Genomic DNA, 22,156 nt, shown 5'->3' with positions numbered 1-22,156 from the left:
CTCGCATAGAACGACGTCGCCCGTTTCGTGCCAGCCCACCTGGCCGTCCCGATTTTTCAGCGAACGCTGGGCGGGAACTCGCACGCAACGCCGACAGCCCCTAGGCTGGGTCATCCAATCAACTACAGCCGCTCAAAGCAACAATGACGACAAAAATCGCCCTGGTGACCGGCGCAGGCCACGGCATCGGCCGTGCCTGTACGCTCGCCCTTGATGACGCCGGCTTCGAACTGGCCCTGGTCGGTCGCCGCGAGGCGCCGCTGACCGCGGTCGCTGCCGAGCTCGACGGCGAGCCGCTGGTGGTGCCAACCGATGTCGCCGATGCCGCCTCGGTCGCGGCACTGTTCGAGACCATCGAACAGCATTTCGGCCGGCTGGATCTGCTGTTCAACAACGCCGGCCTGAACCTGCCAGCCACCGAGTTCGGCGACGTTGACGTCGCAGACTGGCAGGCCCTGGTCAACGTCAATCTCACCGGCGCCTTTCTCTGCGCGCAGGCCGCTTATCGACTGATGAAGCGACAACACCCGGCCGGCGGACGCATCATCAACAACGGCTCGATCTCGGCCCATGTACCACGCCCAGGCTCGGCACCCTATACTGCGACCAAGCACGCCATAACCGGTCTGACCAAGTCGATCGCTCTAGACGGTCGCCCGCACGGCATCAACTGCGGCCAGATCGATATCGGTAATGCCGCCAGCGAGATGACCGAGGCGATGTCGGCCGGCGTGCCCCAAGCCGATGGCCGCATGGCGGCCGAATCGGTGATGTCGGTCGATAACGTCGCTCAGGCAATCCGGTTCATGGCCAATCTGCCGTCGGATGCCAACGTACCGTTCATGACCGTGATGGCCAGCGGCATGCCGTATATCGGCCGCGGCTGATCCAGGCCTGATCTAAGCCGCGCTGCGATCGCGACCCGCCGGCAGCACCAAGCGCAGCGCGGCCACAACGCCGAGGTGCTGAGCCTAGCCTGAGCGCCGGCGATCGGCCCACACGGGCACCCCGTATAACACCGGTGCGTACACAAGTTTCGGCTGCATCCTGCTCTGGCCCAAGAGCCGCCGCCAACTGCGGGCATGGATGCAGCTGCCAACATCACGGAGAGTCAACGAGCAATACGATCGAGCACTTCAATCCGCGGCTCTGCCATCTGCCCCAGCCCAATGCCTGGCTTGAGCGCTCGCACACCGACTCGGCTGGTGCGAAGACCTGGTGTAGTTCGCCGATAGCGATATGCTGCTCTGGAGCAACGTGCTGGACGATCGCATCCTGCGCTGGAGCCCGGCCGGCGCGGTACAGATCTTCCACCAGCCGAGCCGGCACGCCGACGGCCATACCCGTGATCGACAAGGCACCTGATCAACTGCGAGCACGGGCGCCGGATCAGCCGTACCAAGATCGACGGTCGGATCACGGCTTGGGCCAATCGCCATGCTGGCGAACAGCTGAAGGCGCCCAATGACGGGGCGCCGCCTCGGACGGCGGCATCTGGTTCAGCGCCCCGCCTACGGCATCATCAGCGACTACGACGGCCATAAGACCGAGTCCGAACAGGACGGCGGCTTCGTGTTCCGGCTGGAGCCGGACAGCGCCAACTCCAAATCGGCGGCGACGACTTTGTTCGCCCGAACGGACTGGCTTTCGCACCCGATGAGCGCCGACTGTATATCTTCGACACCGCCCGAACCCACCTCCAGACGGCCCCGTCATATTCGAGTGTTCGACATCAGTCCCGCCTGGCGACTCGGGAACCTGCGCCGGCTCGCCGTCGTCGAACCGGGCGTGCCCAACGGCTTTCGAGAGCTGCCGAAAGCAACGTCTGAACCAGCGCCGGGGTACCCTGCCATGCCCTGGACAGCAGTCTGCTCGGCAACATCCATGTGTTGGAGACGGTAGCGGACCTTACCTTCGACGGGGCGCGTCGCAGCCGGCGATTCATGGCCGCCAGCAGTTCGCTATATGCAATCCACGCTGCCCAGAACGGCGCGCAAAGGCCGTAAACGCCTGGCTGGGGTGGCCAGTCGCACTCAGCCCCGGCCGCACTGCCTCGCCGCGCTAGCCCGCCGAGGTCAATGTGACTACCACCTGGCGCGTATGCCGCGAACTGCGATGTTCGTAGAGATAAATCCCCTGCCAGGTACCGAGATTGAGCCGGCCGTCGGTGATCGGCACGGTCACGTCCATCCCGGTCAGGATCGAGCGGATATGACCGGGCATGTCGTCCGGGCCTTCCATGGTATGCACATACATCGGATCGCCATCTGGCACGGTCTGGCTCATCCAGGTTTCGACGTCTTCGCGCACGGTCGGATCGGCGTTTTCGCAGATCATCAGGCTAGCCGAGGTATGCTTGATGAACACATGCGCCAGACCAGCCTGGATATCGGACTCGGCCACCACGTCGGCCACGTCGCGGGTGATATCGCGGGTCGAGCGGCCCGGCGTTTCGTAGCTCAGTGTTTTCTGCATGGCGGCGGTCGCATCAGGAAATAACTGCGCTACAGGCTAACGTGCCCGTGGGCATCTGTCTGCCTAAGGCGCGCATTCAAAGCAGGTTCGGCTGGTCATGTCGCTATGATGGCCGGTCGGTCGGCGCTAGAGAGGTAACGGGGCTTTCAGGACTGCTGACGTCACGTACCAGCCCTTCGCGAGCGCTACTTCTTGAAAAAGTCACGATCGCAACAAGACGCGGCATAGCGAACGTGGCGTCGTCGCACGAGCCAAGACAGCATAACGCAGACGGGCCGCACGACAGCGCTCGGTCTCTCGGCCTATGGGCCACACCTATGCCAAGCGAACCATATCCGCCCCGCAGCGCTGCACGTTTGGATCGTGGCACGCGGCAATCAGCGACTCGCGCCGCGCAGCATCCAATACACGAGCTGCGATACGGCGCTCGAACGCCCCATCGACGGGCCCGATGACGCCGCATAGTCGCGAATTTGGCCGGATGACCACTCGCAGAAAGCGGGTGACTTGCCGCATCGGCAAGTCCCGCTTTCATCGCCCCTGGCCGACGGACGGTTGCCGCCCCATCGTTTCGACAGCGCGCGCCTCAGGCTAGGGCGTTGAGCTTTTCCACCATCATCTGGTTGACGTCCTTGGGATTGGCCTTGCCCTTGGACGCCTTCATCACCTGCCCGACCAGAAAGCCGACGATCTTGGTCTTGCCGTCCAGATACTGCTGGACCTGGTCCGGATTGTTGGCGATGGCCTCATCAACGAAGGATTCGATCGCGGACGTGTCGGTGATCTGTTTCAGGCCCTTGGCCTCGATGATCACATCGGCCGACTCGCCTTCGCCGGCCACCAGGGCATCGAAGACCTGCTTGGCGATCTTGCCGGAGATGGTGTTGTCGTCGACCCGCGCGATCAGGCCACCGAGCTGGTCGGCACTGACCGGTGTCTGGTCGATACCCAGGCTGTCACGGTTGAGCACGCCGGCCAGCTCAGTACTGATCCAGTTGGCGGCCGGCTTGCCGAGTTTGACCTTATCGCCGCCGGCCGCGGCCACCGTCGCCTCGAAGTAATCGGCCCAGGCTCGCGAAGCCGTCAGGGCGGCCGCATCGGCGCTCGATACGCCGTATTCAGCCTCGAAACGCTCGGCCTTGGCCCCCGGCAGCTCCGGCAAATCGGCCCGTACCGAGTCGATGAAGGCGGCATCGATCGCCACCGGCAGTAAATCCGGATCCGGAAAATAGCGATAGTCGTGGGCTTCTTCTTTGGAGCGCATCGACCGGGTTTCGCCGGAATCTGGATCGAACAGCCGGGTTTCCTGGACGATCTGGCCGCCGCCCTCGAGCACGTCGATCTGGCGCTCGATCTCGAACTCGATCGCTTTTTCCAGAAAACGAAACGAGTTGACGTTCTTGGTCTCGGTACGGGTGCCGAACTCGCTCGAGCCAGCCGGGCGCACGGAGACGTTGGCATCCACCCGGAACGAGCCTTCGGCCATATTGCCGTCACAGATCCCCAGATAAGTCACCAGCGAGTGCAGCTTGCGCGCATAGGCTGCGGCTTCGGCCGCAGTCGCGATCTCGGGTTCGGAGACACATTCGACCAGCGGCGTGCCGGCCCGGTTCAGATCGATGCCGGTGGCGCGATCGAAAGCATCGTGCAACGACTTGCCGGCATCTTCTTCCAAATGCGCCCGGGTGATGCCGACCCGCTTGCTCGCGCCCGCCCCGGTGGTGATATCCAGATGCCCGTTGGCCACGATCGGCAGCTCGAACTGGCTGATCTGGTAGCCCTTGGGCAGGTCGGGATAGAAATAATGCTTGCGTGCGAACACCGATCTCGGCGCGATATCGGCATCGATCGCCAGTCCGAACAGCGTGGCCATGCGAATGACCTCGCCGTTGATCACCGGCAGCACGCCTGGCATCGCTACATCGACCGCATTGGCCTGGGTGTTCGGCTCGGCACCGTAAGCGGTCGGCGCGCTGGAAAAAATCTTGCTTTGGGTCGCGAGCTGGATATGTACTTCCAGCCCGATCACGGCTTCCCAGTTCATGGTTTCGATCTCCTGGGGTCGCTTATTCGAAGCCCGGCGGGCGACGGGTATGCCAGTCGGTGGCCTGCTGGTAGGCATGGGCGGCATTCAGCAGCCGGGCCTCCTCGAACCAGGGCGCGATCAATTGCATCCCTACCGGTAGCCCGTCGACGAAGCCGGCCGGCACCGACATGCCCGGCACCCCGGCCAGACTCGCCGGCAGCGTATAGACGTCGTTGAGATACATCGCAACCGGGTCGTTGGCCTTTTCACCGAGCTTGAACGCCGGCGCCTGGGTCACCGGGGCCGCAATCAGATCGACCTGTTCGAACGCTTGGTGGAAGTCGCCTGCGATCAGCCGGCGGGTCTTCTGGGCCTTTAGATAATAGGCATCGTAGTAGCCGGCCGAGAGCACATAGGCGCCCATCATGATGCGCCGCTGGACCTCCGCGCCGAAGCCTTCGGCCCGCGATCGGGTATACAGATCATCCAAATCGACCGGGTCGGCACAGCGATGGCCATAGCGTACGCCGTCGAAGCGTGCCAGATTCGACGACGCTTCGGCCGGGGCAATCACGTAATAGGTCGATACCGCCAGCTCGGTATGCGGCATGTCGATCTCGACCACCCTCGCGCCCAGGCCTTCCAGTTCGGCGATCGCCTGATTGATGACTTCGCGACTGCCGGACTCGAGCCCGTCGGCGAAGTATTCCCGGGGCAAACCGATGGTCAGGCCGGCGATATCGCCGCTGAGCTGGCTCGCATAGTCGGGCACCTCACGCTCGACGCTGGTCGAATCGCGTTCGTCGAAGCCGGCCATAGCACCCAGCACATGCGCACAGTCCTCGGCCGAGCGGGCGAAGCAGCCGCCCTGGTCGAGGCTCGAGGCAAAGGCGATCATGCCGTAGCGCGAGACCCGGCCATAGGTGGGCTTGATACCGGTCACGCCGCACAGCGCAGCCGGCTGGCGGATCGAGCCGCCGGTATCGGTACCGGTAGCCGCCGGAGCCAGGCCAGCCGCCACGGCCGCAGCCGAGCCGCCGGAAGAGCCACCCGGCACATAGTCGGTATTCCAGGGGTTTTTCACCGCCCCGTAGAAGCTGTTCTCGTTGGACGAGCCCATCGCGAACTCGTCCATATTCGCCTTACCCAAAGTGACCGTGCCGGCCGCGGCCAGACGTTCGACCACGGTCGCATCGTAGGGCGCGATGAAGTTATCGAGCATGCGCGAAGCACAGCTGGTCTTCACGCCCTGGGTACAAAAAATATCCTTGTGGATCAGCGGCAGGCCAGCCAGTGCGCCCTCGGCAGCAGCATCGATCGCGCTCGCGCGCTCACGCGCGGATTCGGCGGTGCGCGTAATCAGCGCATTGAGGGTGTCGGCATGGGCATCGATCCGCGCCAGATAGGCATCGGCGATCGCCTTGGCGCTCAATTCGCCAGCGGTACGCGCTGCGATCAATTCGGCAATAGAGCGTTCGTGGATCATTCGATCACCTTCGGCACGCGATATAGGCCTGCGGCGGTATCCGGCGCGATCGCCTGGAACGCCTCGCGATCCACGCTCGACTGGGCCACGTCCGGGCGCAGCCGGGCGGTCAGATCCAGCGGATGGGACATCGGCGCGACATCACGGGTATCGGCGCTCTCCAGGTGATCGACCACGTCCAGAATACTGGACAGCTGGCTCGCATAGTCGGCGATCTGGCTGTCGTCTAGGCCCAGTCGGGCCAGGCGAGCAACCTTGCGCACATCATCGGCAGTCAGACTCACGACGATTGTCTCGATTTGAATGAATTTGGCAGGTCAGCCCCACGCGGCGGCAAAACGTAGCATAAAAGATCGCGCAATCCTTTGTCCGGCCGGTCTGCATTCAGCGACCAGCCAGCGTTGCCGTGCACGGTCCCCATTGCTAGCATTGCGCTCCTTCAAATGCCTTGTGATGAGATTCGAGGGGCGACGGCTTATCTCAGGGTCATGCAGCCGACATCTGTCGGCAGCCGGTGCGCGCGATCCGCGCCATAATTTTAGTGCTCGGTGAATTCCATGCTGGAAAACTTTCGCGGCCTGTTCGTCAATGATCTGTCGATCGACTTGGGTACGGCCAATACGCTCGTCTATGCGCGCGATCAGGGCATTGTGCTCAATGAACCTTCGGTGGTCGCCGTCCGTACGGACGCCCGCGGCGGCAAACGCATCGAGGCCGTCGGCTCGGACGCCAAACGCATGCTGGGTCGCACACCGGCCCATATCGGCACCATCCGCCCGCTCAAGGACGGCGTGATCGCGGATTTCACCGTTACCGAGAAAATGCTCCAGCACTTCATCCGCAAAGTGCACCAGAAGCGTTTTCTGCGCCCGATGACCCGGGTGTTGGTTTGTGTGCCCTACGGCTCGACCCAGGTCGAACGCCGCGCGATTCGCGAGTCGGCCTCCAACGCCGGCGCCCGCCGGGTCTATCTGATCGAGGAACCGGTGGCCGCAGCGATCGGCGCCGGGATCCCGATCGGTGAAGCCCGGGGCTCGATGGTGCTCGATATCGGCGGCGGGACTTCAGAAGTGGCGGTGATCTCGCTCAACGGCATCGTCTATGCCGAGAGCGTGCGCACCGGTGGCGACAAGCTCGACGAGGCGATCGTCAATTATGTCCGGCGCCAGTACAACATGCTGATCGGCGAGACCACCGCCGAATCCATCAAGCACCAGATCGGCACTGCCTTTCCCGGCCACGAGATCAAGGAGATCGAAGTCGTCGGACGGCATATGTCGGCTGGCGTGCCGCGCTCGTTCACGCTCAACTCCAACGAGGTGCTGGACGCCTTGCAGGAGCCGCTGTCGAACATCGTCTCGGCGGTCAAACTGGCGCTCGAGTCGACCCCGCCGGAACTGGGCTCGGACGTTGCCGAGCGTGGCATCGTACTGACCGGCGGCGGCGCTCTGCTGGCCGATCTCGACAAACTGCTGTCCGAAGAAACCGGCCTGCCGGTGATCGTGGCCGACGATCCGCTAACCTGTGTTGCCCGCGGCGGTGGCATCCTGCTGGAAATGCTCGATCGCAAATCCGGCGCGTTGTTCGCGCTCGAGTAACGCGCCGATTCGTCGTTATGCGAGCCCTGTGCGCGGCCTAGGTTATGATCTGGGCGGTCGCGCGCGCCCGTTTCGTTTGTCACCCGCGCAAGCCTCAACGGCCTGATTCGATGAGCCGACCGTTACGCGTTGTCCCTACCGGTACTGACCTGCCCGTCTGCGCGATCAATCGCGCCGGCTGGTCTGTGTGCGTCAGGCCGCATTAGTGCTGGGGCTCAAAGACGACGACAAACCCGGCCTGCTGGGCCGACGCATCGCGCCGGGGTTGACGATCGTGGCTATCGCGATCGCCTCGATCGTATTGATGATGGTCGACGACGCCCGCGAGACCCTTTCACCAGTGCGCAGTGCCCTGGCAGTAGCGCTGGAGCCGATTCAGATCGCTGCCGAGTGGCCCGACGAAGCGCTCGGTTATCTACAGCACTATTTCGACCGCGGCGCCCTGATCAAAGAGAATCAGCAGCTTTCCCAGAAAGTGCTACTGCTCCAGGGCCGGCTACAGAAACTCGCCGCCCTACAGGCCGAAAACGAACGCATCCGTGCCCTGCTCGCCTCAGCCAGCTCGTTGGACCAGAACGTACTGATCGCGCGCATCCTGTCGGTCAGCCCCGACCCGTACCGGCAGTACATCAAGCTCAACAAGGGCAGCTCGGACGGGGTGTTCGTCGGCCAGGCGTTGATCGATGCGCACGGCATCATGGGCCAAGTCACCGACGTCACGCCGCTGGATGCGCGCGCGATCCTGATCAGCGATGCCAACAACGGTATCCCGGTCGAGGTCAATCGCACCGGGCTGCAAACCATCGCCCAGGGCACCGGCCGCTCCGAAGCGCTCACCCTGCCCTTTCTACCCAACAACGCCGATATCCAGGTCGGTGATCTGCTGGTCTCGTCCGGACTGGGCGGCCGTTATCCACCGAACTATCCGGTCGCCGAGGTCACCGGGGTCGAGCGTCGTCCTGGTGAGGAATTCCTACAAGTCACCGCGAAGCCGACTGCCCACCTCGACCGAGGCCGCGAGGTGTTGCTGGTCTGGAACGATTCGCCTACGAAGGCGGCCGAAATTCCTGGTGACGCGGCTTCGGACAGCGGCACCAGCCCGGGCCACGAGCCGCCGGATCAAGACAACGCGCCAGACCAATGATCGCCAATCAGCGCGTAAGCATTCTGCTGATCGTTGCCTGCCTGGCCGTATCGCTGGTACTGACCTTGCTGCCGCTGCCAGGGACGCTGTCAGCGGCCCGACCGGCCTTTTACACCATGACCGTGATGTTCTGGACCGCGATGCAGCCGCTGCGTTTCGGCCCGGTCGCGGCATGGTGCTGTGGCATTCCCATCGATGTGCTCTACGGCACGCCGTTTTCAGAACATGGCCTAGCCATGGCGATTGCAGCCTATGTGGTGGTCAAGGGCCGAGAACTGCTATGGAGCTTTCCGCTGGCACAGCAGGCATTGCTGATGCTGCCGGTGTTTTTGCTGTACGAGTTCGTACTGTTCTGGATCGACGGGGCCACGGGGCTGGATGTGAACCAATGGTGGCGCTGGCTGCCGGCGTTATCCTCGGCCGTGCTTTGGCCGGTCTGGGCATTTCTTTTGGAACGGATCGCGGAATTTGAGGTCGGATAGCATCACGGGGGTCAGTGAACACGACGGAACGCAGCGCGCATGCGCGCTTCGACCGGCGTCTTGCATTCAGACAGGGTGAAACGAGCGGGTATGGCCGCAGACGATGCAATCAAAAATCATGCGGCCGAGCGGCGCCTGTTCATCCTCCGCACGATCGCTGCCAGCCTGTTACTGCTGATCCTGATCGGCATGCTGGTGGCACGGGTGCTCTATCTACAGGTCTATCGACACGGCTATTACGAGACCCGGTCCCAGGACAATCGCATGCGGGTGGAGGTCGTACCCCCGGTCCGCGGCCTGATCTACGACCGCCATGGCAATCTGCTGGCCAACAACGAACCGGCCTATCGCCTGGAAATCGTCCCCGAGCAGGTCGCTGACAGTGTGAAATCCACCATCACACGTCTGTCCCAGATCGTGACCATCAGCGAGGCCGACAAACAGCGCTTCTATTCGCGCGAGAAACGCACCCCGTCGTTTCGCGGCACCCCGATCCTGTTGAACCTGTCCCAAGCCGAGGTGGCACGCTTCGAGGTGGATCGCGAACGCTTTCCCGGCGTCAACATCCGGGCCGGGCTGACCCGCAACTATCCGCTCGGAAAATACGCCTCGCACGTGGTCGGCTATGTCGGCGGCATTACCGCAGCCGATCTGACCAACGTCAATAAAAAACGCTATCGCGGCTCATCGCATATCGGCAAGGCGGGCGCCGAGCTGTCCTACGAATCCAAGCTGCACGGCTATCCGGGCTCGCGAGTGGTCGAAACCAACGCCGCCGGCCGGGCCCTGCGCGAACTCGATATGCATCCGGCCAGCGCTGGCGACAGCCTGACCCTGACCGTGGATTCAGCCCTACAGAAAGTCGCCTATAACGCGCTCGGCGATCAAGACGGCGCCGTGGTCGCGCTCGATCCGAACACCGGCGGCGTGCTGGCGATAGTCAGCAAACCGGGCTACGACCCGGATCTGTTCGTCGACGGCATCAGCCGCGCCAACTATTCGCGCCTGATCCACGATCCGCACAAACCGCTGTACAACCGCGCCCTGCAGGGCCAGTACCCGCCCGGTTCCACAGTCAAGCCGATCATGGCCATTGGGGCACTCGAGACCGGGGTGATCGATCCGAACAAGAAAGTCTGGTGCCCGGGCTATGTCACCTTGCCCGGCTCCAGCCATCATTATCGCGACTGGAAGCGCTCCGGCCAGGGCTGGATCGATCTGACCCAGGCCATCGAGCGCAGCTCGGACGTATATTTCTACAAACTGGGCATGAAGCTCGGTATCGATAATATCCACCGCTACGGCAGCATGTTCGGCCTGGGCCAGAAGACCGGTATCGATCTGCCGCGCGAGAATTCCGGCATCATGCCCTCCCGCGAGTGGAAGCACGCCAATCGCCACCTACCCTGGTATCCCGGCGAGACCCTGATCACGGTCATCGGCCAGGGCTTCATGACTACGACCCCGCTGCAGCTGGCTCAGGCCGCCAGCGAACTGGCCACCCGCGGGCATGCCTATCGTCCGCATGTACTCAAGGCCTGGCGCGACCCCCAGACCCGGCGGACCTCGCAATACCGGCCCGATGCCCTGCCGCCGATCGAGCTCAAGGATAAACGGCACTGGGAGATCGTGATCAACGGCATGCAAGGCGTCATCAACAGCCCGCATGGCACCGCCCACCACTATGTCGGCCGGCACCTGAAGTACCCGATCGCCGGCAAATCGGGCAGTGCCCAGGTCGCCGGCCTGCCGCAGAACGAAGTCGCCCCGGATCTGGACAGCATCCCGCACCGGCTGCGCGAACATGCGCTGTTTCTGGCTTTCGCCCCGGTCGACGATCCCAAGATCGCGGTCGGGGTCTTGGTCGAGCACGGCGGCGGCGGTTCCAGCGTGGCTGGACCGATCGCTCGCCGCGTGATCGACAGCTATCTCGATAGCCTCGAGCAGAGCGAAACCCTGCAGGCCAATAGCAGCAAGCCAGCCGGGGAGTCCCGCTCATGAGCAGCACCGCCCAGGAACGCCCCGCGACGCTGTCGGCGCGCCTGAGCGCGTGGCATATCGACGTCCAGCTGCTGGCCGGGCTGCTCTGCTGCGCGCTGTTGGGTCTGTTCGTGCTGTATAGCGCCTCGGGCCAGTCGTCGCAGATCGTGATCGCCCAGGCCGTGCGCGTCGGTATCGGCCTGGCCGGGATGATCGTACTCGCCCAGATTCCACCCCACTGGTATCGCGTCGCCTCACCCTGGGTGTATTTAATAGGCGTACTGCTGCTGGTAGCAGTACTCGTGCTCGGGGATGCCGCGATGGGCGCCAAGCGCTGGCTCGATCTCGGGGTGGTGCGTTTTCAGCCCTCCGAAATCTGCAAGCTGGTGGTGCCTTTGACAGTCGCGGCTTTCTTCCACCAGCGCCCGCTCCCACCGCGCATAGGCGATGTCGTACTGGCCGGCGTAATTATGGCTGTGCCGGTGGCCCTGGTGGTCCAGCAGCCGGATCTGGGCACCGCATTGTTGATCATCGCCGGCGGCGGTTTCGCGCTGTTTTTCGCCGGCCTGCGCTGGCGCATTATCCTCTTGCTGATCGTGCTCGCGGCCGCGGCCGCACCACTGATCTGGTTCAACCTGCACGACTATCAGCAACAGCGCGTGCTGACCTTTCTGAACCCAGCCCGCGACCCGCTCGGGGCCGGTTATCACATCACCCAGTCGAAGATCGCGATCGGCTCGGGCGGGTTGTTCGGCAAAGGCTGGCTCAACGGCAGCCAGGCCCATCTGAATTTCCTGCCAGAGTCCGATACCGACTTCGTGTTTGCCGTCTATGCCGAAGAAACCGGCCTGTTCGGCGTATTGGGCCTGATGGCGATCTATGGCTTTGTAGTCGGCCGCGGGCTGTTCATCGCGATCAAAAGCCAGGACACGTTTCAGCGCCTAACCGCGGCCAGTCTATCGCTGACTTTCTTCTTCTATGCCTTCGTCAACATGGGCATGGTTGCCGGCCTGTTGCCGGTGGTCGGCGTCCCCCTGCCCCTGATTTCGTTCGGCGGCACCTCGATGGTCATGCTGTTGGCCTCCTTCGGCATTCTCATGTCGATCCATACCCACCGGAAACTGCTTGCCACATGAAGATTTTCGCTTTTGGGCTGGTGCTTGCGCTGGCCGCCGCGCCGGCTTGGGCCGATACGCCACACGGTGACTATGCGAACTCGTCGGCCGGCCAGGCGTTGATCAAACGCCTGCATCGCGAGCACGGCATCGCCGAATCGACCACGCACCGGCTACTGTCCGAAGCACGTTATCAGCCGGAGATTATTGCCAAGATGCGCAAGCCCGCCGAAAAGACGCTCACCTGGGCGGGTTATCGGCCGATCTTCGTCAAACCTGAACGCGCTCAGCAAGGCGCCGACTACGTCAACGCCCACCGCGCCCGATTCGAGGCCGCCCAGAACGAGTATGGGGTGCCCGCCTGGATCGTCGCGGCTATTCTAGGGGTCGAAACCCGCTACGGCCGCTATATCGGCAAGGATCGTGTGTTGGATGCCCTGTCGACCCTGGCTTTCGACTATCCCGAACGGTCCAAATTCTTCACTAAGGAGCTCGGCGAGTTCATCCGCCTGTGCGTGGACGAACAGCTCGACTGCACCCACGATGTCGGCTCCTATGCCGGGGCTATGGGTCTCGGCCAGTTTATGCCGTCTAGCTATGCCGCCTATGCCGTGGATGGCAACGGCGACGGCCGCCGCGATCTCTGGCACCAGCCGGCCGACATCATCGCCTCGGTGGCCAATTATCTGACCGAAAACGGCTGGCAACGCGGCGCGCCGATCGCCCAGCCGGCCGAACTGGCCAGCCCACACAGCATCGACGATATCGACACCAGCACCCGCAAGACCCGCTATACCTGGGGCGAGCTCAAGTCTAAGGGGGTGTCGGTTGCGGATGAACCGGCTCTGGAAACCCGGGTCGGGCTGCTGAAATTCGACGGCCCGCACGGCCCGGAATATTGGGTCGCCGAGCATAATTTCTTCGTCATCACCACGTACAACACCAGCCCGTTGTATGCGATGGCGGTCTATCAGCTCGGCCGCGAGATTCATGCCTTCACCCACCCGGCGGTCGGCTCGTGAACCGGCTGCGGCTGTCTGCGATACTGGCCGTGCTGGCTGCAATTACGCTGATCGCCGGCTGTGCCAGCACGCCGCCCAGCCAGTCCAAGGGCGGCGGTTATTATCAAAACGATGGACCACCGGACCAAACGGATATCGATCTGAGCCAGTATCCAGACGCCATCCCCAAGAACGCACCGAAATCGAAGTACGGCAACCCAACCAGCTATACCGCCCTGGGCAAGCGCTACTACGTACTCAAAAGCGCCGACGGCTTCACCCAGACCGGCCGCGCGAGCTGGTATGGCCGTCAGTTCGACGGCGGCCGCACCTCGTCGGGCGAGCCCTACAACATGTTCGCCATGACCGCTGCCCACAAGCGCCTGCCGATCCCGAGCTGGGTTCAGGTCACCAATCTGGACAACCACCGCCAGGTGGTGGTCAAGGTCAACGACCGTGGGCCGTTCCATAAAGGCCGGATCATCGATCTGTCCTATGTCGCAGCGCGCCGCCTGGGTATCGTCGGCGCCGGTAGCGCACCGGTACGCATTCGTACCGTCACCCCGGGCAGCGTCGATCAGGCGAAGCCGCCGGCCGCGAACGACCCGCCGCCGAGCGCACCGCTGCGCCGTGCCCAGAACCCGCCGGACAGCGCCGATCCGACCCGGCCGAGCCGAACGTCGCAGCCGGCGCGCCCAGCTGCGGCCGCTTCCGAAACAACTGCGCCAGCACGGGCCTCATCGCTGCAGCCAAGCGGCGAACTCCAGATCGGCGCTTTTTCCAGCGCAGCCCGCGCTGATCGAGCCCGCGATCAGGCCCGCGCGGCCGGTATCGATCCGGTCAGCGTTGTACCGCCCTCGCCGGACATGAAACTCTATCGTGTACGTGTCGGCCCCTTCGATACGTCCGCAGCCCGTTACAATGCCCGGCAGCAGCTTGCCGACGCTGGCTTCCCGGTACGCGAAGTCAAACGTTAGCCGCCACACCGCCGAGACGCTAAACTTCGCCCGTCAGCAACCGTATACATGTTCGCCAAGAGTTCGAGCCCGATGCTTCACGCCCAACGCCTGTTCTTGATCGCTGTGACCCTGCTGGTTTGCACGACCGCTTCGGCCGCGGATCTGCCGATTCCGAATCCGCCTTCACTCGGCGCCAAGAGCTATATCCTGGTCGACTACAACTCCGGGCAGGTGCTGGCAGCCAAGAATCCGGATCAACAGGTCGAACCGGCGAGCGTGACCAAGCTGATGACCTGTTACATCATTTTCGACGAGATCGACAAAGGCAATCTCAAGCCTTCGGACCTGGTCACCGTCAGCAAGAAAGCCTGGGAGATGAAAGGATCCCAGATGTTTCTCAAAGTCGGCGACAAGGTCTCGGTCGACAAGCTGCTACACGGCTTGATCACGGCTTCGGGCAACGACGCGGCGGTCGCACTGGCCGAGTATGTCGCCGGCACCACGTCCACGTTCTCGGACTACATGAACCAGTACGGCAAACAGCTGGGCATGAGTAACAGCCACTTCATGGACGTGAACGGCCTGCCGCATCCCGACCACTATATGAGCGCGCGTGATATCGCCACGCTGTATGCCGCGATCGTGCGCGACTTTCCGAAGCTCTACGATCAATACTTCCACGAAAAGAAATTCGCCTACAACGGCATTCAGCAGTACAACCGCAATACGCTGCTGTGGTCAGACAAACGCGTAGACGGTGGCAAGACCGGCCATACCGAATCGGCCGGCTTCAACCTGGTGGCCTCGGCCAAGGATCAAGGCATGCGCGTGATCTCGGTGGTCACCGGCACCAATTCCGAAAACGGCCGCAAGAGCCAGTGCGAAGCCTTGATCAGCTATGGCTTTCGTTTTTTCGACGACGGCAAGTTGTTCGACGCCGGCAAGGAAATCTCCCAGGTTCGAGTCTGGAAAGGCGATGCCAACCAGGTTCCGGTGGTCGCGCACGGGCCGATTTATGTCGCCTATCCACGCGGCAAGCGTGATTCGCTATCGACCAGCGCCGAACTGCCCGGGCATCTGAGCGCGCCGGTCAAGGAAGGCGAGCGCCTGGGCACGCTGGCGATCAAATATAACGACAAGACACTCAAAGAAGAGCCACTGTACGCCGGCCAGTCGATCGGCAAGGGCGGCTATGTCAGCCAGCTCATCGACGAAGTCCTGATGATGTTCCAGTAACTGCCGCCCGGCTCGGCCCAGCGCATTCCGTTGGGCCGGGCGACTGGACGCCGCAGTCCGCCAAGAGCACAGTGTAGAGATGTCTGCAGACAACAACGAAACCCTGCTTGAATTCCCTTGCGAATTCGATATTAAGGCGTTCGGCCGGCACGGGACGTCGTTCGAGCAAGTCGTCTATAAACTGGTCAAGGCGCATGTACCGGAATTGACCACCGACGATCTGTCTTCGCGCGAATCCCGGGGCGGCCGCTATATCGCGGTCACAGCCTCGATCAACGCCAAGAGCAAGGCCCAGCTGGATGCCATCTATCAGGACTTGACCGATAGCGGCCAGGTTTTGATGTCGCTATGAGCACGCCGCCGATCGCCGTCCGACGTTTCGGATGGCAGCCGCAGCCGTATCGTCCGATCTGGCAGGCCATGAAGACATTCACGTCCGAGCGGGGCCCCGAGGACGCCGATGCGCTGTGGCTGCTCAACCACGAGCCCGTATTCACCCAGGGCCGCAACGGGCGCGCCGAGCATATCCTCATGCCGGGCGATATCGAGGTGGTGCCAATCGATCGTGGCGGCCAGGTCACCTATCATGGCCCGGGCCAAATCATGGCCTATGTGATGGTCGATCTCGTGCGCCTGGGGATTGGTATCCGCAGCCTGGTCAGCGCGCTGGAGAACACCATGATCGCGACCTTGGCCGGCTACGCGATCACTGCCTATGCTCGGCGCGACGCCCCGGGCGTCTATGTCGACGGCGCCAAGATCGGCTCGATCGGACTGCGCGTATCCCGCTCGAAGAGCTATCACGGCCTGGCGTTGAACGTCGATATGGATCTTGAGCCGTTTTCGCGTATCGATCCCTGCGGCTACCACGGTCTGACCATGACCCAGATCCGGGATCTGGGCGGGCCAAGCGATCTCGATCAGGTGGCCAGCGACCTATCTGCCCATCTGGGCCGCGAACTCGGCATCGATGCAAGCAGTTCGCCGGACCCCGCAGCCGATCTGATAGGCTAGCGCGCAACCGAGCGCCCATCGCCCGCATGACCGACGATAACGCCACGACCCACGCCACCGATTCCAGCCTCGTACACGTTCGCGACCTGCATTTCTGCATCGGTTCGCGCACGATCTACAACGGCGTCGATATCGATATCGCGCGCGGCCGGATCACGGCCATCATGGGCCCCTCCGGCACCGGCAAAACCACCCTGCTACGTTTGATCAGCGGACAATGGAAAGCCGACTCCGGCCAAGTGCATTTCGACGGCCAGGCCATCGATCGTCTATCCCAGCGGGGATTGTTCGAACAGCGCAAACGCATGGGCATGCTGTTTCAGTCGGGCGCGCTGCTGACCGATCTGTCGGTCTACGACAACGTTGCCTTCCCGCTGCGTGAGCATACCAAGCTGCCCGAGCGGCTGATTCGCGACATCGTGCTCATGAAACTCGAAGCCGTGGGCTTGCGCGGCGCCCGGGATCTGGCGCCTGCCGAACTGTCCGGCGGGATGGCGCGCCGCGTGGCCCTGGCCCGGGCAATCGCGCTGGATCCGGAAATGATCATGTACGACGAACCGTTTGCCGGCCAGGATCCGATCTCGATGGGCGTACTGCTACGGTTGATCCGGCGGCTCAACGACGTGCTCGGCCTAACTTCGATCGTGGTCAGCCATGACGTCAAGGAAACGCTGGGCATCGCCGACTATGTCTATGTGATCTCCGACGGTCAGGTGGTCGACCACGGACCGCCCGAGCATATTCGCAATTCTTCCTCGGCCTGGGTACAGCAGTTCATCACGGCCTCGGCCGACGGGCCGGTGCCGTTTCACTATGCCGATACGCCCTATGCCGATGATCTGCTGAAAGAGAACGGGAAATGAAGTGGGCGCTGCAGCTATTCAACGTATTGTTCGGTTGGGTCGCCGAGGTCGGGCGCAGCGCGATCTTTCTGCTGCGTATTCTCGCCGCCCTGCCTCGCTTGGTCACCAAACCACGGCTGGTGGTCGAGCAGGTCTACTCGGTGGGCGTGCTGAGCCTGCTGATCATCGTGGTCGCCGGGATCTTCGTCGGCATGGTGCTGGCGCTGTCCGGCTATCGCGCGCTGTCGGATTTCGGCGCCGAGAATGCGCTGGGCACGTCGGTGGCTCTGGTCGTGGTTCGCGAGCTGGGCCCGGTAGTGACCGGCCTACTGTTCGCCGGCCGGGCCGGTAGCGCCCTGGCCGCCGAAATCGGCCTGATGAAAGCCACCGATCAGCTATCCGGTATGGAAATGATGGCGGTCGATCCGGTGCGTCGGATCGTCGCGCCGCGTTTTTTGGCCGGGGTGATCGCTATGCCGCTGCTGACCAGTATCTTCTGCGTGATGGCGATCGGCGCCGCCGGCGGGTACTTCGTCGGCGTTGACCTGCTCGGCGTCGACGCAGCCGCTTACTGGAACGGTATCCAGTCGAGCGTTGAATTCAATCAGGATATTCTCAACATCTTCATCAAAAGCGGCGTGTTCGGTGCCATCATCGCCTGGGTCGCGGTATATCAGGGCTATCATACGGCCCCGACGTCCGAAGGCGTATCACGCGCGACGACGAATACCGTGGTGATTGCCTCCTTGGCCATACTGGCCGCCAATCTTATGCTCACCGCCGTGATGTTCAGCGGTTAGCGGATCGAGGAATTATGGAGTTGCCGTTCTATTCGTCCGTGGATTGCCAAGGCGCGCTGCCTGCTCTGACAGCGCGCTCAACAGTTCTGTTTACTGCGCCGAACCAGAGCCGATCGCACTGGCAAGGCAGCTGGTCGGACATGGCATCGGCGCCAGCCACCGCGTTGCTGGCCTGCCACTTTTTTTGTTTCCCGTCGGTCGCACGCGCAGCCACCGGCGCGACCGCGCACGAATAGAACCGAGGTTCCTTTATGCAATCGAGAGCCGTCGAACTGCTGGTCGGATTATTCGTCTGTCTGGGTATCGCTGCGGTGTTCATCCTTACCCTGCGGGTCAGCGATCTGGCCAATACCAGCGACACCCAGGGCTATACGGTGAGTGCTGCGTTCAACGACATCGGTGGTCTGAAAGTCGGCGCTCCCGTGGATCTGGCCGGCGTTCGTATCGGCCGGGTCACCGATATCAAGCTCAATCAGACGACCTACCGTGCCGTGGCGAGCATGCGGATCCAGGATCAGTACAAGATCCCCAAGGATTCGGATGCCTCGATCCTGACCTCCGGCCTGCTGGGTGATCAGTACGTGGGCGTTGGTCCCGGTGGGTCGACCGACAACATGAAAAACGGCGACCAGTTCATCATTACCCAGAGCGCGATCGTGCTGGAGAATCTAATCGGCCAGTTCATGACGACTATGGCTGGCGATAATGATTCGGACGATAGCGGCCACAACAATTCCAGCAGCGGCGCCAGCCAAGGCAGCCTGTTCGGCCCGGATTCCGGCGGCGGCGCCAGCCAAGACAGTGCCGGATCCTCTCAAGGGGCCGGCGGCTGATAAAAGCTTGGCACACAATGAATCACACGCTTAAGGCAAGATTCAGGGCTAGATCACAACACTCGCCTACAATCCCGATTTTCAGAATGCTCAGGTGCAATATCATGCGTTGGAGTCGAATTCTTATCCCCTTCGTGTTCGTGGCGGTACTGGCCCCGTCGCTGGCCAGTGCAGCGCCGACACCCCCCAAACAGTTGGCCAAACAAACCGTAGAGAAGGTCCTTGATGACCTGGAAGGACGGCGTGCAGAACTGCGCAACAATCCGCAGGAGCTCTATGCCCTGATCGATCGCGATCTGGTGCCGCTGCTGGATCTGCCGTACATGTCGCAGCTGGTGCTCGGCCGTTACTGGCGCCAGGCGTCCCCGGACCAGCGCCAGCGCTTTCAGAAAGCCTTCAAGAGCATGCTGATCCGGACCTACGGCAGCGCCCTGCTCGGCTTCAACGACAACGTCGAGATCGAGTATAAGCCGGTCCGTGCCCCGGCCGATGCCGAGCGCGTGACGTTCAATGCCGTCATCCATTCGCCCAATGGTCAGGATACGCCGGTCAGCCTGCAGCTCCATCAGGTCCAGGATGAATGGAAAGTTTATGACGGCAGCGTCGGCAACTTGTCGTTCGTGACCAACTACCGGGGCCAGTTCAACTCGGAAATCCGTCGCAATGGCCTCGAGAGCCTGATCGACCAGATGGAAAAACGCTACGTCGACAATTCGTAACCCATGAGCGAGATGTCGAACGACGACACGCATACGGTTCGAGTCGATGGTGAACTGGACATGGCCAACGTGCCGGCCCGGCTTCGCAACTCGGCCAGCTGGTTCGATCGCGGACGCGACACAGTGATCGATTTGGGCGGCGTGACCCGTGCCGACAGCGCAGGGGTCGCTCTGCTGCTGGAATGGATCCGGGAAGCACGACAGTCCGGTGCGAACCTACGGTTCATCAACGCACCAGCTCAGATGCGGGCTATTATCGAGTTCTGTGCCCTCGATGACGTGATCACGCTGTCGCGGCGTCAAAACGCGGCCGCGTAGCGAACCAGGCCCTGCCCGTCTCGGGCAACGAACAAGCCGGGTCCTCCCCGGCTTGTTTCTGCTGCCTACGCCAAGCCGCGGGCGATCCGCGCCGATTCGGCCCGGCAACAACTCAGCTACTTGGGGCGCCCCCCAGATCCGGATGCTGTGCGATCGCGGTCAGGCTGTCGGGATTGGCGATGGCCTCGGTATTGTCGACGCTCTGGCCATTGAGCAGTCGCGCAACCGCCACTTCGACTTTCTTGCCGCTGCGGGTATAGGGCAACGCTTCGATGGCTAGAATCTGCTGCGGCACGTGGCGCGGACTGGCGTGGTCGCGCAGCCGCCGCCGGATGGCATCGCACAGCGCGGCATCGACCGTATGCCCCTCGCTGGGCACGACCAGCATCACGATGCGCTCGTCGTCGCCCTGTCGGCGCGCGACTACCATGCAGTCGGCGATTTCGGGCATCGGCTCGATCTGGCGATAGATTTCAGCAGTACCGATGCGCACCCCGCCGACGTTGAGCGTGGCATCGCTACGGCCATAGATGATGGCCCCGCCCTCGACGGTGAATTCGATAAAATCGCCGTGCGCCCAGACACCGGGAAAAGTCTCGAAATAGGCGGCACGATAACGCGCCCCGTCCGGATCGTTCCAGAACGCCACCGGCATCGACGGAAGCGGCTGGGTACAGACCAGCTCCCCGCGTTCGCCGATCACCGGCTCGCCGTCGGTGTTGAAAGCTTCGGCGGCCACGCCCAGCAGACGACACTGAATCTCGCCGCGCCGCACCGGCAAAATCGGGCAGCAGCCGACGAAGCAGGCCACGATATCGGTCCCGCCCGAGATCGAGCCCAGCAGCATATCCGAGCCCACCTGTGCATAGACCCAGTCATAGTCGGCATCCAGCAGCGGGGAGCCGGTCGAAAAGATGATCCGTAGTGCCTCGAGATCGTGATCCGCTCCCGGGGCGAGCCCGGCGTTGCGACAGGCCCCGAGCCATTTGGCGCTGGTACCGAAATGCGTCACCCGATATTGTTCGGCCACCTGCCAAAGCGCATCTAGATCTGGATAGCCCGGATTGCCGTCGTAGGTCATCAGGCTCGCGCCGGTAAACAGGCCAGAGACGTGCCAGTTCCACATCATCCAGCCGCAGGTGGTGAAATAGAAAAACACATCGTCGCGGCCCAGATCGCCGTGCAGGATCTGCTCCTTGGCGTGCTGGATCAGGCAGCCGCCGGCGCCGTGCACGATGCATTTCGGCACGCCCGTGGTGCCCGAAGAGAACAAAATATAGACCGGGCGATCGAACGGGCCGCGATCGAAGCTCGGCGCCGCCCCGGCATGAGCGCTCAGTGCTTCTTGCCAGCCGGCGATCGCCGGGTCGTCGGCTAGTGGTTGCGCCGTGCCGGTATTGTCGATGACCACGACCTGGCGGATCGACGGAATCTGCTCGCGCAGCTCGGCGATCCGCCCCAGGCGATCGAAATCCTTGCCGCCGTAGCGATAGCCATCGACCGTGATCAGCACTTTCGGCTCAATCTGGGCGAACCGGTCGACGATGCCGGATACCCCGAAATCCGGCGACGCCGACGACCAGATCGCACCGAGGCTAGCGCAGGCCAGCAGCGCCACGATCGGCTCGTGGGTATGCGCGACCACGCCGGCCACGCGATCGCCGCGCTCGACACCGGCCTGACGCAAAAATGCCTCGAACGCCCCGACCCGATCGAGCAATTCGCCGTAGGTCAGCGTGATCGGCTCGCGAGCCTCGGACAGACTGACAACCGCAGTACGCTGTGGATCGCCATGCAGTGCTTCGCGCAACAGATTCTCGGCGAAGTTGATCTCGGCACCAGCAAACCACGTCGTACCCGGCATCGACAGCGTATCCAGTACTGGCCCAGAAGCAGGCTGCCCCACCAGGCCAAGATAATCCCAGAGCCGGGCCCAGAAGAAGCCAGGCTGATCGATCGACCAGGCATGCAGCGCGGCATAGTCATCGATCGCGAGCGTCGGCGCTTGAGCATCGGCCGCCAGCCAGCGGATAAAGTCTGCGATCCGGCTGTTTTCGAGGGTCGCCTGGCTCGGGCGATAGACGATGGGATGCTCAGACTCGGCGCTCATCACGACATCTGTGGCTGC

General features: G+C 62.8%; 23 protein-coding genes. 18 read left to right on the top strand and 5 right to left on the bottom strand.

All coding sequences use genetic code 11. From position 1 onward, the window contains the following. Positions 1–143: 143 nt before the first annotated feature. From V5738_RS05375 to V5738_RS05365, 3 genes are all read left to right on the top strand, one after another. Positions 144–887 (top strand): SDR family oxidoreductase, encoded by a 744-nt coding sequence (locus tag V5738_RS05375; protein ID WP_423823380.1) that lies wholly within the window; start codon positions 144–146, stop codon positions 885–887. A 352-nt stretch (positions 888–1,239) separates the two neighbouring features. Beyond that, entirely contained in the window at positions 1,240–1,365 is a 126-nt protein-coding gene (locus V5738_RS05370; RefSeq protein WP_423823379.1) for a hypothetical protein, read from the top strand. 99 nt (positions 1,366–1,464) lie between these two features. Further along, complete coding sequence (locus V5738_RS05365; protein ID WP_423823378.1) at positions 1,465–1,902, top strand: hypothetical protein; 438 nt, start codon at positions 1,465–1,467, stop codon at positions 1,900–1,902. Positions 1,903–2,061: 159 nt separating this feature from the next. On the opposite strand, the gene V5738_RS05360 is transcribed toward V5738_RS05365, so the two are convergent. The 4 genes from V5738_RS05360 to gatC all read right to left on the bottom strand — a co-directional run bounded on the left by V5738_RS05360 (position 2,062) and on the right by gatC (position 6,271). Further along, entirely contained in the window at positions 2,062–2,475 is a 414-nt protein-coding gene (locus V5738_RS05360) for a secondary thiamine-phosphate synthase enzyme YjbQ (RefSeq protein ID WP_423823377.1), read from the bottom strand. Between the two features lie 586 nt (positions 2,476–3,061). Further along, positions 3,062–4,519: an Asp-tRNA(Asn)/Glu-tRNA(Gln) amidotransferase subunit GatB gene (gene gatB, locus V5738_RS05355; protein WP_423823376.1), complete on the bottom strand. Its 1,458-nt coding sequence runs from the start codon at positions 4,517–4,519 to the stop codon at positions 3,062–3,064. 22 nt (positions 4,520–4,541) lie between these two features. After that, positions 4,542–5,984 (bottom strand): Asp-tRNA(Asn)/Glu-tRNA(Gln) amidotransferase subunit GatA, encoded by a 1,443-nt coding sequence (gene gatA / locus V5738_RS05350; protein ID WP_423824136.1) that lies wholly within the window; start codon positions 5,982–5,984, stop codon positions 4,542–4,544. Continuing rightward, a complete protein-coding gene (gatC, locus tag V5738_RS05345) occupies positions 5,984–6,271 on the bottom strand; it encodes an Asp-tRNA(Asn)/Glu-tRNA(Gln) amidotransferase subunit GatC (protein WP_423823375.1) in 288 nt (95 codons plus the stop codon). The genes gatA and gatC overlap by 1 nt, the downstream gene beginning before the upstream one ends. 273 nt (positions 6,272–6,544) lie before the next feature. Between gatC and V5738_RS05340 the strand changes: the two genes are divergently transcribed. The 15 genes from V5738_RS05340 (at position 6,545) to V5738_RS05270 (ending at position 20,028) form a co-directional block, all read left to right on the top strand. Further along, positions 6,545–7,585, top strand: a complete 1,041-nt coding sequence (locus tag V5738_RS05340; RefSeq protein ID WP_423823374.1) for a rod shape-determining protein — start codon at positions 6,545–6,547, stop codon at positions 7,583–7,585. Positions 7,586–7,772: 187 nt separating this feature from the next. Continuing rightward, positions 7,773–8,729 carry a rod shape-determining protein MreC gene (gene mreC, locus V5738_RS05335; protein WP_423823373.1) on the top strand — a complete coding sequence of 319 codons (957 nt, stop codon included), beginning with the start codon at positions 7,773–7,775 and terminating at the stop codon, positions 8,727–8,729. Next, the gene (gene mreD, locus V5738_RS05330) at positions 8,726–9,211 is read left to right on the top strand and encodes a rod shape-determining protein MreD (protein WP_423823372.1); all 486 of its coding nucleotides are present in this window, start codon (positions 8,726–8,728) and stop codon (positions 9,209–9,211) included. The genes mreC and mreD overlap by 4 nt, the downstream gene beginning before the upstream one ends. A 90-nt stretch (positions 9,212–9,301) precedes the next feature. Next, on the top strand, positions 9,302–11,212 hold the full coding sequence (gene mrdA / locus V5738_RS05325) for a penicillin-binding protein 2 (protein ID WP_423823371.1): 1,911 nt from the start codon (positions 9,302–9,304) through the stop codon (positions 11,210–11,212). Beyond that, positions 11,209–12,327, top strand: coding sequence for a rod shape-determining protein RodA (rodA, locus tag V5738_RS05320; RefSeq protein ID WP_423823370.1), 1,119 nt, complete (start codon positions 11,209–11,211; stop codon positions 12,325–12,327). Before mrdA ends, rodA begins: the two co-directional genes overlap by 4 nt. Beyond that, entirely contained in the window at positions 12,324–13,328 is a 1,005-nt protein-coding gene (mltB, locus tag V5738_RS05315; RefSeq protein WP_423823369.1) for a lytic murein transglycosylase B, read from the top strand. Before rodA ends, mltB begins: the two co-directional genes overlap by 4 nt. Beyond that, the gene (locus tag V5738_RS05310) at positions 13,325–14,284 is read left to right on the top strand and encodes a septal ring lytic transglycosylase RlpA family protein (RefSeq protein ID WP_423823368.1); all 960 of its coding nucleotides are present in this window, start codon (positions 13,325–13,327) and stop codon (positions 14,282–14,284) included. Before mltB ends, V5738_RS05310 begins: the two co-directional genes overlap by 4 nt. Positions 14,285–14,356: 72 nt before the next feature. Then, on the top strand, positions 14,357–15,502 hold the full coding sequence (locus tag V5738_RS05305) for a D-alanyl-D-alanine carboxypeptidase family protein (protein WP_423823367.1): 1,146 nt from the start codon (positions 14,357–14,359) through the stop codon (positions 15,500–15,502). Between the two features lie 79 nt (positions 15,503–15,581). Continuing rightward, positions 15,582–15,854: a YbeD family protein gene (locus V5738_RS05300; protein WP_423823366.1), complete on the top strand. Its 273-nt coding sequence runs from the start codon at positions 15,582–15,584 to the stop codon at positions 15,852–15,854. Further along, on the top strand, positions 15,851–16,516 hold the full coding sequence (lipB, locus tag V5738_RS05295) for a lipoyl(octanoyl) transferase LipB (protein ID WP_423823365.1): 666 nt from the start codon (positions 15,851–15,853) through the stop codon (positions 16,514–16,516). Before V5738_RS05300 ends, lipB begins: the two co-directional genes overlap by 4 nt. Before the next feature lie 26 nt (positions 16,517–16,542). Continuing rightward, complete coding sequence (locus tag V5738_RS05290) at positions 16,543–17,379, top strand: ABC transporter ATP-binding protein (RefSeq protein ID WP_423823364.1); 837 nt, start codon at positions 16,543–16,545, stop codon at positions 17,377–17,379. Beyond that, complete coding sequence (gene mlaE, locus V5738_RS05285; protein ID WP_423823363.1) at positions 17,376–18,158, top strand: lipid asymmetry maintenance ABC transporter permease subunit MlaE; 783 nt, start codon at positions 17,376–17,378, stop codon at positions 18,156–18,158. Before V5738_RS05290 ends, mlaE begins: the two co-directional genes overlap by 4 nt. A 251-nt stretch (positions 18,159–18,409) precedes the next feature. Further along, positions 18,410–18,991, top strand: coding sequence for an outer membrane lipid asymmetry maintenance protein MlaD (gene mlaD / locus V5738_RS05280; protein ID WP_423823362.1), 582 nt, complete (start codon positions 18,410–18,412; stop codon positions 18,989–18,991). A 104-nt stretch (positions 18,992–19,095) separates the two neighbouring features. After that, positions 19,096–19,710 carry an MlaC/ttg2D family ABC transporter substrate-binding protein gene (locus tag V5738_RS05275; RefSeq protein ID WP_423823361.1) on the top strand — a complete coding sequence of 205 codons (615 nt, stop codon included), beginning with the start codon at positions 19,096–19,098 and terminating at the stop codon, positions 19,708–19,710. Positions 19,711–19,713: 3 nt separating this feature from the next. After that, complete coding sequence (locus V5738_RS05270) at positions 19,714–20,028, top strand: STAS domain-containing protein (protein WP_423823360.1); 315 nt, start codon at positions 19,714–19,716, stop codon at positions 20,026–20,028. Between the two features lie 112 nt (positions 20,029–20,140). On the opposite strand, the gene V5738_RS05265 is transcribed toward V5738_RS05270, so the two are convergent. Next, on the bottom strand, positions 20,141–22,138 hold the full coding sequence (locus tag V5738_RS05265) for an acetoacetate--CoA ligase (RefSeq protein WP_423823359.1): 1,998 nt from the start codon (positions 22,136–22,138) through the stop codon (positions 20,141–20,143). Between the last annotated feature and the right edge of the window lie 18 nt (positions 22,139–22,156).

Origin of the sequence: Salinisphaera sp. SPP-AMP-43 (assembly GCF_049568105.1) — a bacterium.
Classification (GTDB): Bacteria; Pseudomonadota; Gammaproteobacteria; order Nevskiales; family Salinisphaeraceae; genus Salinisphaera.
The sequence above is the reverse complement of the archived record's forward strand: the minus strand, read 5'-3'. Positions and strand labels throughout refer to the sequence as shown.